Below are 18,929 nucleotides of genomic sequence, written 5' to 3'. Positions count from 1 at the left end.
GAAAAGTATGCACAGCTTATACCTGGCGGGACCTGGAGATGTGTCGTTAAAGGAAGGTGCTGCAGCGCGTGCGCCTGAACAAAATGAAGTGAAAATTAAACTCATTTACGGCGGTATTTGCGGATCGGATATCGGTGTGTACAAAGGTAAAATTTCTCATGCGGCCTATCCGATTACACCGGGACACGAGCTGCTTGGAATGGTTGTTGAAAAAGGAAAAGATGTTGCTATACCAGTTGGAACACGGGTTGTGATTCAGCCGAACTCCTATTGTGATGAATGTGAACAATGCCAAAAAGGAAATACAAATTTATGTCTTTACAAAAAGTCACTTGGTGTCAATACAGACGGCGGCTTTGCAGAAGAATTTACAATTTCAGCGAAGTATATTCTGCCGGTGCCGGATGAATTGCCGGATGAACGAGCAGTCTTAATTGAGCCATTTGCTGTTGTGGTTCACGCATTAAAACATGTAAACATAACGGGTGAAACCTCTGTTGCCGTTATTGGATGCGGAACGGAAGGCCAGCTGGCGATAGCGCTCGCTGCTCATCTCGGGGCAGCGATCACGGCGATTGATATAAATGAAGCGAAGCTTTCGGATGTACAGGCATATGGAAGCATACAAACGTACACACCGGCTTCTGTTCCGGCAGAAGCAAAATTCGATGTCGTTATTGAAGCAGCCGGTGTCAGCCAGGCGGTTGAGCAAGCGGTTGATATTGTCAAGCCTGGCGGGAAAGTCGTCTTAATCGGCCTGACAGCAGAAGCAACACTGCCAATTTTAAAAATTGTCCGTAACGAAATTGCGATTCACGGCAGCATTATTTATAACTTTCCAGCTGATTTTGCTCAAAGTGTTGACTACTTGATTCATCCAGATTTTGTAATTGATCCTGTTATTGCGGAGATTGTTCCGCTGCATGAATATGAACGGGCTTATGAAAAAGCGGCAGCCGGCCAGTGTGCCAAAATTATCTTGAATTTCAAGGAGGATTCCCGACCATGAAAGAATTGATTTCCCGACAATTAGTGAAGTACCTGGAAAACCGCGGCATTGAACATATCTTTGGCCTTTGCGGGCACACGAATATTGCGGTCCTAACCGAGCTTGAAAAAAGTTCAATCCGATTTATTAATGTCCGCCATGAACAGGTCGCAGCCCATGCAGCGGATGGCTATGCCCGGGCAAAAAAGAAGACATCCGTCGTGCTCAGCCATGTTGGTCCCGGCCTGACGAATGCGGCAACCGGTGTTGCCAACGCAGCACTCGACTGCATACCAATGGTCGTGATTGCGGGAGATATCCCGAGCCACTACTACGGCAAGCATCCGCACCAGGAAGTGAATCTTCATGCGGATGCAACGCAGTACGAAATTTACCGCCCTTTTGTCAAACGAGCCTGGCGTGTGGACAGCCCGCATCTGCTTCCTGAAATTCTGGAGAAAGCGTTTCAATTAGCGGAAACAGGTACACCGGGTCCAGTTCTTGTCTCGGTCCCGATGGATATTTTTTCAAAAGAAATTGACACGGCGCTGTTTGAAAAGCAGTACCGTCATACGAAATCGCTTCAAAAGCCGTCGATTGACGAAGAAACAGCAGAAAAAATCGTTCAAACACTGCTGGATGCCCGGAACCCTGTTATTTATGCAGGCGGCGGTATCCTGCTGGCAGATGCAGCAGAAGAGCTGGCGGAACTCGTAAACCATTTAGGGATCCCCGTCGCACATTCTTTAATGGGCAAAGGCGCGGTGGCAGATGACAACCCGCTTGTGCTAGGCATGACCGGCTTCTGGGGTACGAAATTCATTAATGATACCTGCAAAGAAGCAGATTATATGCTGGCGCTTGGCACCCGTTTTGCGGAGGCGGACAGCAGTTCATGGGAAGAAGAGTACACATTCAGCTTTCCGCCGGCAAAGCTGATTCAAATTGACATTGAACCAAGTGAAATTGGCCGCAACTATCCGGTTGAAATCGGAGCGGTTGCCGACTTAAAACAGGCGCTCATCGTTTTAAACCGTGCGGCAAAGCGTCTTATACCGGAAGGGCGCCAGAATGAGGCCTTAAAAGCAGAGATTGCAGCAGAGAAGCGGGCATTTAAAGAAAGCAATCAGCAGTTCGCAGCAGACAGCAGCTTTCCAATGCAGCCGCAGCGGATTTTAGCGGACGTGCGCGATGTTCTTCCGCGTGATGCGTTTATTACAACCGATGTAGGCTGGAATAAAAACGGTGTCGGCCAGCAGTTTGACATTTTAACACCGGGCACTATTTTTACGCCTGGCGGGTTTGCGACAATGGGCTTTGGAGCACCGGCGGCACTCGGGGTAAAAGTCGCGCACCCGGACCGCGTGGTAGTCTCCCTTGTCGGGGACGGCGGCTTCGGCCAAAACCCGGCACTTCTGGCCACAGCAGCGGAGGAAAACATTCCTGTCATCTGGGTGATTATGAACAACTTTGCGTTCGGCACCATTGCCGGCCTGCAGAAAGCCCACTATGGCACAACGCTGGGCACGTTGTTTGAGAAAGATGGAGAGCCTTATTCACCGGACTTTGCGGCGATTGCCCGCGCTTATGGAGTAGAAGGAGTAAAGATCCAAAAAGCAGAGGAATTTAAGCCGGCGCTGGAAGCGGCGGTCCAGGCGAATAAGCCGGTCGTGATTGATGTTGCGATGCTCAATAATCCGGTGCCGACAGCGGGTCACTGGAACATCATGGACATTTATTCACCGGGCAAAACCGTGCATCACGTTTCAACGAACTAAGAGAGGGAGGAGCAAACAGATGACCAGCCAGTTTTCACTTGCGTATTTGACCGTTCTTGGCTGTCCGCCCCCGGAGATGATATCGATTGCTGCCCGTACGGGTTATGATTATGTCAGCCTGAGGCCTATTCATATGGGTGTACCGGGTGAGCATGATGTTTCATTGACAGAAAGCAAGGCGCTTCTGCGCGAAACGAAAAAGGCAATGGCTGATACAGGAATGAAACTGCTTGACATCGAGCTTGCCCGTATTTGTGATGACATTGACCCGAAAAGCTATCTGCCGGCCATGGAAGCCGCAGCGGAGCTTGGCGGCCGACATGTACTGAGCAGTGTTTGGACAAAGGATGGCTCCCTTGCGCTGGAGCGGTTTGCGGAACTATGTGAATTAGCCCGGCCGTTTGGATTAACAATCGATCTGGAATTTGTGCCGATTGCTGGTGTTTCTACGCTGGCAGATGCGGTGAAACTGTTAAGAAGTGCAAATCAAGAAAACAACGGGCTGATGATAGACATTCATCATTTTCACCGTTCGAGAGAAAAATTGGAAGACCTTGATCAGCTTCCATGTGAATGGTTCCATTTTGCACACGTATGTGATGCATCAGCTGCTATCCCGGAATCGAAAGAAGAAATGACCCGCATTTTGCGAGAAGAACGTCTATATATTGGAGAAGGCGGCATTGATGTTGCATCTATTCTAAGCCGCATTCCGCAGGTGCCTTATTCGATTGAACTGCCGCACGCAAAACGGCTGAGGGAGCTTGGCTATGAAGAATTTGCGCGGCGCTGCCTGCAGTCAGCGAAGCAGTATTTGGATAAATATTCAGCTGCCTGGCAGCCAGAAGAAAGAATTCGAAAAATTAATTGAAAAAGGAAGACTGGCGGAAAAGTCGCCAGTCTTTTTTAAAACCTTCTATTGATGAAACAGGCCAGGCTGCTTTTTTATTTTATAAATTAAAGAAACAAGAGGTAATGCAAAAGATAAAGAAGAATTCTTTCCTGATCGTGCTACAATGGAAAAAGAAAAGCATGAAAGGATGAACGCAATGAAGCCAACTGTAGTAGTTTATAATCGTTTATACGAAGAAGCGCTCGAGTACATCCGCGCGTCATGTGAGGTAGTGTATTTTACAAATTACAAAGAAAATATGCCGGAATTTGAGAAAGCGCTTAAAGAAGCAGATGGTCTGATCGGTACGCGCTTAAAGGTAGATGAAGCACTGCTGGACCAGGCGCCACATTTGAAGGTTATTGCAAACAAATCGGTTGGATATGATAACCTTGATATTCCGCTTATAAAAAAGCGGGGCATCCTGGCAGCGAATACACCGGGTGTACTCGATGACACGGTTGCCGATACGATTGTTGCCTTGATGCTGGCTGCCGCGCGCCGCGTGCCGGAGCTCGATCAGTTTGTGAAAACGGGCGGATGGACAGAGAAGGGCTTTAAAGATCATCAATTTGGCCTGGACGTCCATCACAAAACACTTGGAATTATTGGAATGGGCGGCATTGGCTCTACACTAGCCAAACGGGCGCGCTTTGGCTTTGATATGAACATTTTGTATCACAACCGCTCCCGAAATAAACAAGCGGAAAATACATATGATGCGGTATATTGCCAGATGGATGAACTGCTTGAGCGGTCGGATTTCGTTTGTGTAATGACGCCGCTTACACCGGAAACAAAAGGCCTGATTGGCAAAAAGGAATTTTCCCAAATGAAAGAAACAGCCGTTTTTATCAATGCTTCGCGCGGTGCGGTTGTAGATGAGACGGCATTAATTGAAGCGCTGCAATCAAACCGGATCTGGGCTGCCGGGCTGGACGTGTTTGAGCAGGAGCCGGTGGAGCGGGACAACCCCCTTCTTTCGATGCCAAATGTCGTTACGCTGCCGCATATCGGCTCGGCTACCGAAGAAACACGGAAAAAAATGGCGATGCTGGCCGCGGAGAACGTGGTGGCCGGTGTAACAGGCAGGGAATTAAAGACTCCTATCTTCTAATCGAAGGATAAATTCATAATCAAACAAGCCGTCAGCACATTGCTGGCGGCTTGTTTAGGTATTATCAAGAAAGTGCAACTTTTCAAAAATGTCTCAATTAGCGGTGTGCCTTCTCTCTCAAAAGAGTGTCATTGCCGGAAAGAAAAAAGAAAGGTAATGTAACAGAAAGTGAAAGCGCATACAAAAAAGGGAGGAACAGAGCTGTGAAAAAAACGAGGCAAATGGAAAAGCTGAACCGGGGGTTAATCGCCATAAAAACAGAAAAAGGCGTTTATCTGAGCTGGCGTTTACTCGGGCATGAAGAACAATCCGTTTCTTTTTCAGTTTACCGTGACGGCCAATGCATCGCAAAAGAACTTCAGTCCGGCACAAATTATTTAGATAAAGAAGGAAGCGGTACATCTACTTATCAGGTGAGGCCTTTGATCGGCGGAATTGAGAAGCCTGATTTTGAAGAAGCAGCTGTTTGGGATACGAACTACTTATCGGTGCCGCTTCAAAAACCGCCCGGCGGCATAACGCCAGATAATATTCAATACGAGTATTCGGCAAATGATGCAAGCGTGGGAGATATAGACGGAGACGGGGAATACGAAATTATTTTAAAATGGGACCCGACAAATTCCAAAGACAATGCCCATGCCGGCTATACAGGCAGCGTGCTGCTGGATGCTTATAAGCTGGATGGCACGCACTTATGGAGGATTGATTTAGGAAAAAACATAAGGGCCGGCGCTCATTATACACAATTTTTAGTATATGACTTTGATGGCGACGGAAAAGCAGAGATTGTCTGCAAAACTGCAGATGGAACAATTGATGGAACAGGAGCGGTTATTGGCGATTCTGACATGGACTATCGCAATCAAAAAGGGTTCGTTTTAGAGGGTCCTGAATATTTAACCGTTTTTGAAGGCATCTCAGGTAAAGCGCTGGAAACGATTGAGTACGAACCTCCACGAGGCCGGGGAATAGACTGGGGAGATGATGAGGGCAATCGTGTTGACCGTTTTCTTGCCTGTGTTGCGTATTTAGATGGAGAAAGACCGAGCATTGTGATGTGCCGGGGCTACTATACACGAGCAGTGCTGGCGGCGTATAACTGGCGCGGCAGCCGGCTTGAAAAAGTGTGGACATTTGACAGCCTGGAGCCCGCAAATGAAGGGTACAGCGGCCAGGGCAACCACAGTGTCAGTGTAGCCGACGTTGACGGCGATGGATGTGATGAGATTATTTATGGCTCCTGTGTGATCGACCACGATGGGACCGGACTTTATACAACCGGGCTTGGTCATGGGGATGCCATTCATGTCAGCAGCTTTATTCCATCCAGAGAAGGACTGGAGATATTCCAGGTTCACGAAACCCCATCCGATCATGGAACTGAAATTCATGATGCACAAACAGGTGAGCTGTTATGGAGCATTCCGTCTTTTGAAGATGTGGGAAGAGGAATGGCGGCAGATATTGATCCGCGTTATGAAGGGGCGGAGCTCTGGTCGTCTACACACTGGCGGGATGGTGACGGCGGATTATACAGCAGTACGGGGGAACGAATTAGTGAGCAAAGCCCGCAATCGTTTAATTTCGCCATTTGGTGGGATGGCGATTTGCTGCGTGAGCTCCTTGACCATGAATATGACATGGAAACGGGCATTGGCATTGGGCGAATTGACAAATGGGATTATGAAAATGGCCGGCTTGTCAATTTATTAACAGCAAAAGGAACTCGATCGAATAATGGAACAAAAGGAAACCCTTGCCTGCAGGCCGACTTGTTCGGCGACTGGCGGGAAGAAGTGATTTGGCGGTCAGCAGACAGCAAATCTTTGCGTATTTATACAACAACAGATGAAACTGACTATCGTTTTTACACATTAATGCATGACCCAGTCTACCGGTTGTCAGTCGCATGGCAGAATGTGGCGTATAATCAGTCGCCGCATCCGGGTTTTTTTCTTGGCCATAACATGAAAAAGCCGCCTGCGCCCGACCTGTATTACCCAAACGAGGTGAACGTACAGAAATGAAAAAACTTTATCATGGTGCTGCTTATTATCCGGAATTATGGGATGAAGAAACAATCGCGCAGGACATACAGCTAATGAAAGAGGCGGGCATTAATGTTGTGAGAATAGGCGAATTTGCCTGGTCGTCCATTGAGCCTGAAGAAGGCAGCCTGGATAGCACTTTTTTTAAAGAAGTAATTCAAACACTTTATGATAACGGGATTGAGACCATTATATGCACACCAACCCCGACACCTCCTGTCTGGCTGACTCACGGTTTTGAAGAGAGGCTGTTTGTAAATCAGGAAGGACAAAAAATGGGCCATGGCTCCCGCCAGCATATTTGTACAAACAATAAATATTTTCGAAAAAAAGCGGGGGAAGTGACAAAGCATCTGGCCCAGGAGCTTGGCAGTCTGCCGGGTGTTATTGCCTGGCAGCTGGATAATGAATTTAAATCCCACGTTGCAGAATGTTTCTGCAGTACATGTGAAAATCTCTGGCATCAATGGCTTGAAAAAAAGTTTGGGAAAATAGAACGGCTGAATGAAAAGTGGGGCACACACATATGGAGCCAGCATTATCAATCATTTGAACAAGTTCCGCAGCCGGCTGCAACACCGTTCCTGCACAATTCTTCTCTTGTAACCAATTACCGGATTTTTTCAATGGAAAAAACCGCCGAATTTGCGAATGAGCAGGCGGCCATTATTCGGCAGTGTTGTGACCAGCCTATTACCCATAACAGCAGTATTGCTTTTCAGGTGGATAATGAAGAGCTTTTTCAGCAGCTGGATTTTGCTTCGTATGATACGTACGCCTCTCAGGAAAATATGGCAGCTTATTTAATCAACTGCGATTATTGGAGAAATGTGAAAAAAGACAGTCCTTTCTGGGTGATGGAAACCAGCCCTTCCTACAGCGGTTCACTGGCCGGGTATGCAAGCCCGCATCCAGACGGCTATGTAAAAGCAGAAGCGGCAGCGGCTTATTCTCTGGGTGCAGAAGGGTTTTGCTACTGGTTATGGCGCCAGCAAAGAACCGGGTGTGAGCAGCCGCATGGCTCCATTATTAGTGCGTGGGGCACACCGGCGATTGGATATAAAAATGTTCTTGAAGTTGAAGAAGCCCGGCAGGAATTAGAGCCAATCCTGCTTCATACCAGACCGCTTCAAGCTGAAGCAGCGATTACGTATTCAGATCGGGCAAAGGTATTTTTGCAGACGGAACCACACCAGAAGCTTCAGTATAGAAGTTTGATTACTGACTTTTATGAAAGATTGCTGAAAATGGGCATCCATCGTGATCTTATCCCAGAACAAGCTGATTTATCGGGATATAAGCTTTTATTTACTCCATTTATTCATTATTTATCAGACGAATATATTGACCGCGCCCGGCGATTTGCAGAGCAAGGCGGCATTTGGCTTGCAGGCCCTCTTACCGGCGGCAGAACAAAAGAGCATACCATTCATACAAAAGCGGCACTTGGCTGTTTAGAGCAGGCAGCGAATGTAAAAGTGCTTCAAACGTATCCGATGGATGGAACGGATTCAGTCGGCTCCGCTTTTGGAGAAGAAGCCGTACTCAGCATGTGGAGTGCAGTTTTTGACGACAAGAGCAGTCGGGCAATGGGACACATCAAGCAGGGAATGAGTGTCGGAAAATCATTTTTATCCGAAAGCCGGATCGGAAAAGGAAAAATCGTCATGCTCGGTTCTATGCCGGCCGGAGAGCCGGGAGACCGGATGCTTAAAAAGCTGATTCATCATTATGCGGAAGAAGCAGGCTTAGGTTTACAGACGGATGCTGAAAATGGAACTATCGTTGCCCCACGATTTAATGATGAGGGAATAGTATGGGTGGTTATCAACATGGATGGCAAAGGGGGCAGCATTACACTGCCAAAGGATGGTATTGATCTGTTAAAGAGAAAAAATATCCAAAAGGGAACATTAAAAGTCGGTCCGTATGAATACACAGTTATTCAATTTAAAACAGAGAGCGGGGAATCAGGATGGGAAAAGGAAGAGTGTGGGCAAGTGAAAAGCAGGTCTTTCGGGACTCGGCAACAGGTGTAACAATTACACAGTTGACCAGTTATTTAAGCCATCACTTTCATTTGTATTTTACAAACGACGGCTGGTACGACAATGGAAAAAAGCTATTAATTGGCTCAGAGCGTGAAAATGCACTGAATTTATACAGCATTGATATCTCATCAGGTGAACTCGTGCAGCTGACAGACTTGGATCCAGCAGCAAAAAAAGGGATTCAGGGCACTTATATCAATCCAAAAAAAAATGAAGCGTATTTTACTTTAAATGAATCTATTGTTGCGCTCAACCTGGACACATATGAAGAAAAAAGCTTGTTTCAGCTGCCGGCAGGCTTCCAGTTCAGCAATTTGTCCGTGACCGCTGATGGAGAGTCGCTTTGCTTTGGCATAAGTGAAGATGTCAGTGATTTGATCGCCGCCAATTTAGGGCAGGGCTATGTTGGATTTGAAGAAATAGAAAAAGCCCGTCCACACAGTCAAATTTGGACAGTAGAGCTGGAGACAAAAAAAGCACGTATAGTCCGTGAAGAAAAACGCTGGATTGGCCATGTCAATACTTCTCCAACACAGAAAGACTTATTAACGTTTTGTCATGAGGGCCCATGGGAAAATGTCGATCATCGGATTTGGGCACTGAATTTAAAAACAGGAGAGGCATGGAAAGTAAGGAACGGACAGAAAGGAGAGTATGCCGGCCATGAATACTGGCACGCTGATGGAGTGAGGATTGGCTATCATGGCTTTACGGAATCATTGAATCGAAAAGACGGAAAGTTTATTGGCTCCATCCGTTTTGATAACACCGATGCGGAAGAGTATGCGTTTCCTTATCAAAATATGCATATTCATTCAAATAATACTGAGCTTATTGTTGGGGATGGGCAGCAGTCAAGTGCTTACCCCGACGGTACTGCACAGGATTATATCTTTCTCTGGAAAAAGGAAAATGGGAAGATGCAGGGACCTCGAAAACTATGCCGTCATCGCGGCAGCTTTCAAACGCAGCATGTTCATATACATCCGCGCTTCAGTCCGGACAGTTCAAAAGTGCTGTTTACAAGTGATATGAGCGGATATGGACATGTCTACATAGCGGAAGTGCCGGAGTTTGAAATGCTTCCGGGTACAGAAGCTGTGAACTAATAGGTTGGAGGAAAAGAAATGCCAAAACTGATAATAGATAAACCAGAAATAACAAAAACGATTGACCAGATCGTTGACCGGACTTTTTTAATGGATCACACAGCACATGACGGCGCAGTATTAAGTGTTTTAGCAGGAACAGCGGTTATGCGTGATAAAACCGGCTACAAAGAAACACCTAAAAAAAGAATTCAGGGCTGGGGACAGGGACTTGCGCTTATTTTTCTTTCCGCTCTTTTACTAAATGAAGATAAGGAGGAACAGGATGAAACTGCACTGGCTAAACAAACAACCGACTGATCAAACTGGTATTTCATGGGGAGTGCCATGAAAAAAAGGAGAGCTGCAAAAAGGGGAAGCTCTTTCTTTAACAGACGAGCAAGGGAAGGAGATTCCGGTCCAATCATGGCCAATGGCATACTGGCCGGATGGAAGCATTAAATGGACGGGACAGTCTGCTGTATTCAAAACGGCAGCCAGTGAATATCAGCTTGAAAAAAGCAGCGGCCGGCAGCCGGCGGATAAAGAAAAAATGGTTACAGAAACAGAAAGTGAAATTTATATAAGTACCGGCCCGCTTCAGGTTCAAGTAATGAAGCAGGGAGAAGAGGTTATCAAATCTATTAAACTTAATGACAAAATCATTGGGGAAAACGGGAAAGCGGTCATTGTTCATGAAACAAGAGAACAAAATGAGGGAACTTTTATTCAAAAGCAAAGAACACTTTGCAGCCGGGTTCAGCGTGCCAGTATCGAACAAGAAGGCCCGATCCGCTGTGTAATTAAAATAGAAGGGGTTCACCAGGAACAATTGGGACATTCCGCCGTCTGGCCATTTGTCATCCGTTTATATGCATATAAAAACATGAATTCCTTACGGATCGTCCACACTTTTTTTTATGACGGCGATCCAAATAAGGATTTTATAAAAGGAGTTGGAATGACTTTTTCAGTGCCAATGTCCGGTGAGCCATGGAACAGGAATGTCCGTTTTGCAGGAGATGAAGGGATTTTTTCAGAGCCGGCCCAGCTTTTGCTGACAAGACGCCATCGGGATGCAGGCGGCCTTTTTGAGAAACAAATTCGTGGAGAGAAAGTAAATATCACTGGTCCGCTGCTTGAGAATGTTCGGCAGAATTCAATTTGGAACGATTTTAAAATCTCACAAACCTCATCAGATACGTATTTTATAAAAAAACGGACAAAAGAAGGACATGCGTGGCTGGATGCGGCCCAAGGCTCAAGGGCTCAAGGATTGATGTATGCAGGCAGTGAAGAAAACGGCCTGGTTATCCGTTTTAAAAATTTCTGGCAGAAGCATCCGTCGTCTCTGGAAGTGAATGGTTTGAACCAATCCGCAGCTGCCTTGACTGCCTGGTTCTGGGCACCTGATGCAGAAGCAATGGATTTGCGTCATTATACGGACGAAACCCACGTTGTAAGTGCGTATGAAGGATTTGATGAGCTAAGAGCAACTCCTTACGGTGTAGCCAATACAAGTGAAATCGTTATTGAATGCTTCAGCCAGAATCCAGAGCATTCTTTCTTAATGAATACACTAAACGAATGGCAGCAGCCGCAGCTGCTTGTCTGCGAACCCGAGTATTATCACCAGAACAAATCACTGGGCAGATGGAGCTTGCCGGATAGAGAAAACCCAAAAAAAGTGAAGATAGAAGAGCAGCTTGACAGAGCGATTGCATTTTACCAGAACGAAATTGAGCAAAGAAAATGGTACGGTTATTGGAATTATGGGGATGTTATGCACACGTATGATGCGGTTCGCCATCAATGGCGCTATGACCTGGGAGGCTTTGCCTGGCAGAACACGGAGCTTGTGCCGAATATATGGCTCTGGTATGCGTTTTTGCGGTCGGGAAGAAGTGATATTTTCAGCATGGCAGAAGCAATGACACGCCATACAAGTGAAGTGGACCGCTATCATTTCGGCGAATATAAAGGCCTCGGCTCACGTCATAATGTTTCACACTGGGGCTGCGGCTGTAAAGAGGCCCGGATTAGTATGGCAGGCCTTCATAAATATTATTATTTTTTAACAACTGACGAGCGGACCCGCGATTTGCTGGAAAGTGTAAAAGATGCCGATGAAGCGATTGCTTCACTGGATCCGATGAGGGAGTTTTATCCGGACGATGAATATAAAACACACGCCAGAACCGGGCCGGACTGGGCTGCTTTTTGTTCGAACTGGCTGTTTGAATGGGAACATACCGAGAATGAAATGTACGAAGAAAAAATAAAAACAGGAATGAATAAGTTGAAAAGCCTGCCGCTTCGGCTTTTGTCAGGGCCAACATTCGGTTACGATCCAAAAACCTCCGTGCTTCATCATAAAGGCGACGGGACGGCAGGCAGCTATCATATGACGATCGCATTCGGTGCACCGCAAGTATGGATGGAGATGGCAGATACTTTTGAAGATAAAGAGTGGGAAGCCATGCTGGCAGAGTTCGGTGCTTTTTATGTGCTAAGCGATGAAGAAAAAAGAAACCGCACAAATGGAGTACTGCATAATGATTTCTTCCCTTTGCCTATGCTCGCTGCCGGAATGGTTGCATATGCGGCAGCTTATAAACAAGATGAACAGCTTGCTGCGAAAGCATGGGAGCTGCTGCTTACACCGGCTATCAGTGAGATGCAGCTTCCAATTATATCAAATAAAGTGAAGGCGTGGAGGGAGATGGAGGAGATTCCTTCCATCACTACAAATACTGCATCACAGTGGGCACTAAACACAATTATGGCTCTTGAATGGATCGGAGATTCGCTCCCGGAAGTCCAGTTGCAAGAAAAGACAATGCCGGCAATAAAGTGAAAAAAGCTTAAAAACCTTGTTAAATCAATGTTTTAGGCGTTACAAAAAATGATAATTGTCAGAAAATATTTTTCCGAGTACGTTTAGGTTAGACATCAACCCGCTTCGGCATGGGAGCTGCACGATGGACTAAACAATAAAATAGGGGGCACAGGTTATGAAACAATCCAAGAAATGGTCAAGAAACAAAATTGCTTTTCCCATTCTCTCGTCTATGCTGGTCGCTTCTTTAGCTGCCTGTGGCGGTAATGAAGAAAATAATGCTTCAGGCGAAGGATCAGAAGATTCTATTACCATCATGACAACTGCTTACACAACTGAACCGCCGGCGGAGGACAGTCCGGCTTTGAAAGAACTGGAAGAATTTACCGGAAAAGACATTACAATGAACTGGGTGCTTGATAGTGCTTATGCAGATAAATTAAACATTACGCTTGCATCGGGGAACCTTCCTGAAATTATTATGATCCCAACAAAGCTGCCTAGTTTTGTAAGCGCTGTCCGAGATGATGCATTCTGGGAATTAGGTCCGTATTTAAAGGACTATCCTAATTTAAGCCAGGCAAACGAAATTACCTTGCAAAACAGTTCAATCGATGGAAAGATTTACGGCATCTACCGTGCAAGGCCGCTTGGCAGAAATGGTGTAATCATTCGAAAAGACTGGCTTACAAATTTAGGAATGGAAAACCCAAAAACAATTGATGAATTTTACAACACTATGAAAGCCTTTACAGAGAAAGATCCGGATGGAAACGGCAAGAATGACACATATGGAATGGTTATTTCTAAATATACGGGTCCTTTTGATGTTATGCAGACATGGTTCGGCGCTCCAAACAAATGGGGTGAAGATAAAGATGGAAAGCTTCAGCCGGATTTTATGACGGATGAATACTTTGAAGCGCAAAAATTCTTTAAAAAGCTTTATGATGAAGGGCTGATCAATGAAGACTTTGCTGTGATGGACCCACAGAAATGGGGAGACCCGCTTTTAAACGGCCAGGCAGGAACGATTGTGGATGTACTGGACCGTGCTCACCGGGCAGAGGAAACAATGCTGCAGGCGAAACCGGAGTTGAAAGAGCCGCTTGATGTATTCGGAGCGGTGGAAGGGCCAAATGGCTTGTTTAATCTGCCGACATCGGGCTATTCAGGAATGCTGGCTATTCCGAAAGCAAGTGTTGAAACCGAGGAAGAGCTGAAAGAAGTACTTGCATTTATCGATAAGTTAAGTGAAAAGGAAGCACAAGTCCTTGCCTATAACGGTGTGGAAGGGACTCATTATGAGCTTGAAGGAGATCAGTATAAGCCGCTTGTTGAGTTAACGGACCCGCGTGCCAATGAATTTGTTGATTTGAATCAATTCCAGACAGGAATCCCTGAAAATCGTTTTTATACAGAGGAACTAACACCTCTTATTGAAAAAGAAGAACAGGTAAAAGTGGAAAACGAAGAGATTGTCGTACCAAATCCGGCAGAAGCTCTTTTATCTGAAGTGTATGCTCAAAAAGGACAGCAGCTTGACAATATTATCAATGATGCCCGAATTAAATTTATCGTCGGCCAAATTGATGAAGCAGGCTTCAAAGAGGCCATTGAGCTTTGGAAAACATCAGGCGGAAATGACTATATTGAAGAGATTAACAAACTTTATAAAGAAGCACAAAAGTAAGTATACAATCGGGCAGGGGGTGATGAGCTGCCTGCCCGATTGAGTTAAAAGAAAAGGAGGGATTTCATGTCTTTATTTAAATCAAATTCTTCTCAAACTGAACTGGCTGTTGATGTGCCGCAGGCAAAGCCCGCAGATTCATCTATGAAAACATTTCTGAAACGCTTAAAAAAAGATAAATGGCTGTATTTGCTGCTGATTCCCGGGCTGCTGTATTTTATTGTTTTCAAGTATGCGCCGATGTGGGGGCTTATTATTGCTTTTCAGGACTATTCGCCGTTCAAAGGAGTTCTTGGAAGCGAATGGGTTGGGTTTGACCATTTTAAAAACTTTTTTCAAAACCCGGATTTCTTCCGGCTTTTGCGAAACACATTTATCCTGGCGGTATTGGATTTAGTATTTTTCTTTCCAGCACCGATCATTTTAGCATTGCTTTTAAATGAGCTTAGAATTAATTTGTATAAACGGACGGTCCAGACACTTATTTATGTACCGCATTTTATGTCCTGGGTCATCATTGCCAGTATTACGTATATTTTCTTTACAACAAGCGGTGGTGTGGCGAATGAAATTGTTGCCCATTTTTATGGAAAAGAAATTAACTTTTTGTCTTCTCCCGACTGGTTTCGGCCGCTTATCATGGGCCAGATAATTTGGAAGGAAACAGGCTGGGGAACAGTTATTTTCCTGGCAGCACTTGCGACAGTTGACCAGGAGCAGTACGAAGCAGCAATTGTAGATGGTGCCGGCCGGTTCAGACGGCTCTGGCATGTGACCCTTCCAGCAGTTAGAAGTACAATTATTGTTTTGCTTATTTTGCGGCTTGGCAACTTTTTAGACACGGGATTTCAGCAAATTTTCTTAATGACTAATTCATTAAATCGTGATGTAGCGGATGTATTTGATACGTATGTTTATTTTGTCGGAATTACACAGGGAGCATTCAGTTACAGTACGGCGGTGGGGCTGTTTAAGTCTGTTGTTGGGATTATTCTCGTTCTTGGTGCCAACAAATTAGCGAAGAAAATGGGTCAAGAGGGAATTTTTTAACAAAACAGGAGGTGCAGAGAAATGGGAATGCCTAAAATGCATAATACGCCGGGCGGAAGAATATTTGATGTCGTCAATTTTGTTGTTCTCGGCGTGATCGGCATCTTAATGATTATTCCTTTTCTTTATGTGATTGCAGGATCTTTTGCAACGGAAGCGGAACTAACGAGCCGAAGCTTTTTTATCTTCCCGGAGACATTCACCCTGGAAGCCTATGAGTATATTTTTTCAACTGACAGATTTATACGCAGTATTTTGGTTTCAATTGGTGTAACAGTTGTTGGTACGATTGTCTGCTTATTCTTTACTTTCTCTATGGCGTATCCATTATCGAGAAGGAATTTAGCAGGGCGCAATTTGTTTATGAACATGGTTGTTTTTTCGATGATGTTCAGCGGAGGAATGATTCCGACTTACATCGTTGTTAAATCACTTGGCCTGCTTGATTCTTACTGGGCGTTAATTCTGCCAATTGCAATTAATCCGTTTAACTTAATTATTGTAAAAACATTTTTCCAAAACATTCCGATTGAGTTAGAAGAATCAGCAAAGGTGGATGGATGCACGGAATTGGGTATTTTCTGGCGTATCATGCTTCCGCTATCCAAGCCAGTGATTGCAACATTTGCTTTGTTTTACGCTGTTGCCATCTGGAACGATTTCTTCAGTGCGCTCCTGTATATTAGTGATAGCTCGAAGTGGCCGGTACAGGTACTGCTTCAGCAGATTATTTTACTGTCCCAGTCCACAATAGGTGATACGGCTGCAACGGGTGCAGAGTATGTGACCCCGCCGGATCAGTCATTAAAACTGGCAGTAGTTGTTATTGCCACACTGCCTATTTTAATTATTTATCCATTTCTGCAAAAGCACTTCGCAAAAGGAATGCTGCTTGGCTCCGTAAAAGGATGATAAATAAACAGTGTTTTTTCTTGAAATTGTTTAAAATTCAGTGAAAAAAATAGGTCTTAATTTTGAAGCGCTTTCATAAAAAGGTGTGATTATGACATAATATTTGTAAAGCATATGAAAATTATGTCAGGGGAGGGCGGCGTTATGAAGAATAATAACTTTATTTTGAAAAAAATAAATAAACTCCGATTGAAAGGAAGCTTTCAGCGGAAAAGTTTTATTCTCATTCTGCTCATCGCCAGCATACCTGGATTAATTACCGGACTGAGTATGTACTGGTTTGTGATTCAAAATGTAGAGAAAGAGCTTCAAACACTCCATGAAAACCAAATTGACCAGCGGGCGAAAAACATGGATGAACAGTTTAATTACATTGAATATTCAACCTCCCGCTGGGCGTTTGAACCTCGCTTTGGCGATAGCTTGCAGGAAATTGACTTTGTAAAAGACTTTGAAGAAACTTATGATATAACCAAAACACTTCTGTTGCTGCAAAGCAATCATGTGCTGATAAACAAAGTGAGTTTATATTTAAACACAGACAAGCCGATTTTATTCAGCAATGAGTACAATGTATTAACTGATGAGAGAAGCTCTTTTTACGAGAAAAATTTAGAAAAAGGAAAATCGATTCAGTGGGTACAGCTGCCAGACAGCAATGGCACACTGGCGCTTGTGCAGAATATTCCTGCTGCAAGCAGCCGGCCATTTGGCTCTATTATTGTGACAGTAGACCGCCAAAAATCACTCGAATTGCTGAAAACATTAACCCCGTATGATAAAGGTGCTACTTTTATTATGAATGAAGAGCGAGAGATCATACTGGCATCCAACAGCACACATAATGATCAATTTGTAAGCGCTTTAAAAGGGTATTTAGAGGAAAACCAGAAGAACGAGAAAGCTTTTTTATATGAGTACAACGGAAATACGTATTCTGTTTCATTAGGAGCGTTTTCACGAATCAATGACCAGTGGACGTATGTTTCTGCTGCCCCGATGTCTTCGATTACGGCACCGCTGCTATTCGTTTCAAGGCTGATTATTTTTATTAGTGCAAGTGCTTTATTGCTTGCCTGGATCCTTTCGTGGATCGCATCCAGGAGAATTTATTCACCCGTTAACCGTTTAATTCAAAATCTACTAGGAGAACAGGACCGAAAGCTGAATGTAGATGGAAAAGATGAATTTCTTATGATTGAACAGCAGTGGGAAGCTCTCTCGGAAAAAAGTGCCCTTCTGCAGAACCGCCTTTCGGAACAAGTCGATGATATTAAAACAAGCTTTCTTTTACAGCTCATGCAGGGTTCCTTTTATTATTACAATGAACAGGATTTACAAAAAAGAATGGAAAGTTACGGATGGGAGGTAAGGGGACAGTCATTCACCGCCCTGGGTGTACAGCTGACCGGCATTCATGATTCAGCCGGGAATTTTTCTAATCAGGATGAGAGTCTTCTTGCGTTTATGACCGCGAATATACTGGAGGAGCTTGGCGAGAATTTTTTTAATTCCTATACGGTTATACGATTCTCGGATCTTTCAGCAGGTGTACTCGTTATCTATCCCGCGGAAACAAATATCCGCAGCGAACTGCTCCACTTTTCTGAGCAGGTGACAAACGCAGTCAATGAGATTATGAATGTGCAAGTAACGGTTACGTTAAGCAAACCGGCTGAAACGATTAAACAGATTCCCCAATTGTTTGAAGAGATAAGGATGGGAAGCCGGCTTCGGGCAGTTGATAACCAAAATCAGATTATTGACCTGCTGCATACAACGGAAGAAAATGCTGTAAAAGAAGTTCGCTACCCATTCCCGATTGAAAAAGAGATTATTCAAGCAATACGAATGGGTGAAGTAGAAGAGATACATGAATTGATTTATCAATTTTTAATGGAGCTGAAAGAGAAAAGCGCCAACGGAATTTATGTACAGCAGGGTATTATTCAGCTGTACAGCAGCATTCAACATGAAATATTGTATTCAGGCATTCACCCTCATGAATTATTCAATGGAAAAAACATGATTGAAGAACTCTCACAAATCCGCGAATTAAACCGTACTGCTGAGTGGTTTATGAATCAGGTGATTATGCCGTATTTAGAACAAATAAAAGGACGCATGAATGTAGAGCTAAAAAGGCTCGTCGAATCCGTCATAGTAAAGATACAAAAAGAATATATGCAGGATATTTCACTTGAAAGCTGTGCCGATGAAGTGGGAACAAACCCTTATTCATTAAGTAAAGCGTTTAAACAAGTAGCGGGCATCAATTTTATCGATTACTTAACGGACCTGCGAATGGAGAAAGCAAAAGAGCTGCTCGCAAATACAGATATGAAAATTAATGATGTGGCAGAAAGCGTCGGATATCGCCACAGTTATTTTAACCGGATTTTCAAAAAACAGATGGGGATTCCGCCCAGTCAATTTCGAAAGCAAAGGGAAGCAGCGGATGGAAGCTAGT

Annotated in this window: 12 protein-coding genes and 1 pseudogene; all 13 read left to right on the top strand. The window is 44.6% G+C overall.

All coding sequences use genetic code 11. The features are described 5' to 3' along the window. The first annotated feature begins 7 nt into the window (after nt 1-7). The 13 genes and pseudogenes from VP98_RS15475 (at nt 8) to VP98_RS15415 (ending at nt 18,928) form a co-directional block, all read left to right on the top strand. Nucleotides 8-1,009, top strand: coding sequence for a zinc-dependent alcohol dehydrogenase (locus VP98_RS15475; protein WP_046176305.1), 1,002 nt, complete (start codon nt 8-10; stop codon nt 1,007-1,009). Next, nucleotides 1,006-2,766 carry a thiamine pyrophosphate-binding protein gene (locus VP98_RS15470; RefSeq protein ID WP_046176304.1) on the top strand — a complete coding sequence of 587 codons (1,761 nt, stop codon included), beginning with the start codon at nt 1,006-1,008 and terminating at the stop codon, nt 2,764-2,766. The genes VP98_RS15475 and VP98_RS15470 overlap by 4 nt, the downstream gene beginning before the upstream one ends. A gap of 19 nt (nt 2,767-2,785) precedes the next feature. Further along, on the top strand, nt 2,786-3,637 hold the full coding sequence (locus VP98_RS15465; protein ID WP_046176303.1) for a sugar phosphate isomerase/epimerase family protein: 852 nt from the start codon (nt 2,786-2,788) through the stop codon (nt 3,635-3,637). Between the two features lie 178 nt (nt 3,638-3,815). Further along, entirely contained in the window at nt 3,816-4,775 is a 960-nt protein-coding gene (locus VP98_RS15460; protein ID WP_046176361.1) for a 2-hydroxyacid dehydrogenase, read from the top strand. A gap of 221 nt (nt 4,776-4,996) precedes the next feature. Beyond that, complete coding sequence (locus VP98_RS15455; RefSeq protein ID WP_046176360.1) at nt 4,997-6,805, top strand: rhamnogalacturonan lyase; 1,809 nt, start codon at nt 4,997-4,999, stop codon at nt 6,803-6,805. Then, on the top strand, nt 6,802-8,865 hold the full coding sequence (locus VP98_RS15450; RefSeq protein WP_082087955.1) for a beta-galactosidase: 2,064 nt from the start codon (nt 6,802-6,804) through the stop codon (nt 8,863-8,865). Before VP98_RS15455 ends, VP98_RS15450 begins: the two co-directional genes overlap by 4 nt. After that, on the top strand, nt 8,802-9,986 hold the full coding sequence (locus tag VP98_RS15445) for an oligogalacturonate lyase family protein (protein ID WP_046176302.1): 1,185 nt from the start codon (nt 8,802-8,804) through the stop codon (nt 9,984-9,986). Before VP98_RS15450 ends, VP98_RS15445 begins: the two co-directional genes overlap by 64 nt. 18 nt (nt 9,987-10,004) lie before the next feature. Next, a complete protein-coding gene (locus tag VP98_RS15440; protein WP_046176301.1) occupies nt 10,005-10,286 on the top strand; it encodes a hypothetical protein in 282 nt (93 codons plus the stop codon). Next, nucleotides 10,231-12,822: pseudogene (locus VP98_RS15435) on the top strand (exo-rhamnogalacturonan lyase family protein). The gene VP98_RS15440 and the pseudogene VP98_RS15435 overlap by 56 nt, the downstream one beginning before the upstream one ends. A gap of 157 nt (nt 12,823-12,979) precedes the next feature. Next, the gene (locus VP98_RS15430; protein ID WP_046176300.1) at nt 12,980-14,497 is read left to right on the top strand and encodes an extracellular solute-binding protein; all 1,518 of its coding nucleotides are present in this window, start codon (nt 12,980-12,982) and stop codon (nt 14,495-14,497) included. A 144-nt stretch (nt 14,498-14,641) separates the two neighbouring features. Beyond that, on the top strand, nt 14,642-15,547 hold the full coding sequence (locus tag VP98_RS15425; RefSeq protein WP_231584201.1) for an ABC transporter permease: 906 nt from the start codon (nt 14,642-14,644) through the stop codon (nt 15,545-15,547). Nucleotides 15,548-15,574: 27 nt separating this feature from the next. Further along, on the top strand, nt 15,575-16,459 hold the full coding sequence (locus tag VP98_RS15420) for a carbohydrate ABC transporter permease (RefSeq protein WP_046176358.1): 885 nt from the start codon (nt 15,575-15,577) through the stop codon (nt 16,457-16,459). A gap of 144 nt (nt 16,460-16,603) precedes the next feature. Continuing rightward, complete coding sequence (locus VP98_RS15415; protein WP_052712268.1) at nt 16,604-18,928, top strand: helix-turn-helix domain-containing protein; 2,325 nt, start codon at nt 16,604-16,606, stop codon at nt 18,926-18,928. The last annotated feature ends 1 nt before the right edge of the window (nt 18,929 follow it).

Source organism: Domibacillus indicus (assembly GCF_000970685.1).
GTDB classification, from domain to species: domain Bacteria; phylum Bacillota; class Bacilli; order Bacillales; family Domibacillaceae; genus Domibacillus; species Domibacillus indicus.
Note: the sequence above shows the minus strand (reverse complement) of the source record. Positions and strands in the feature narration are given on the sequence as shown.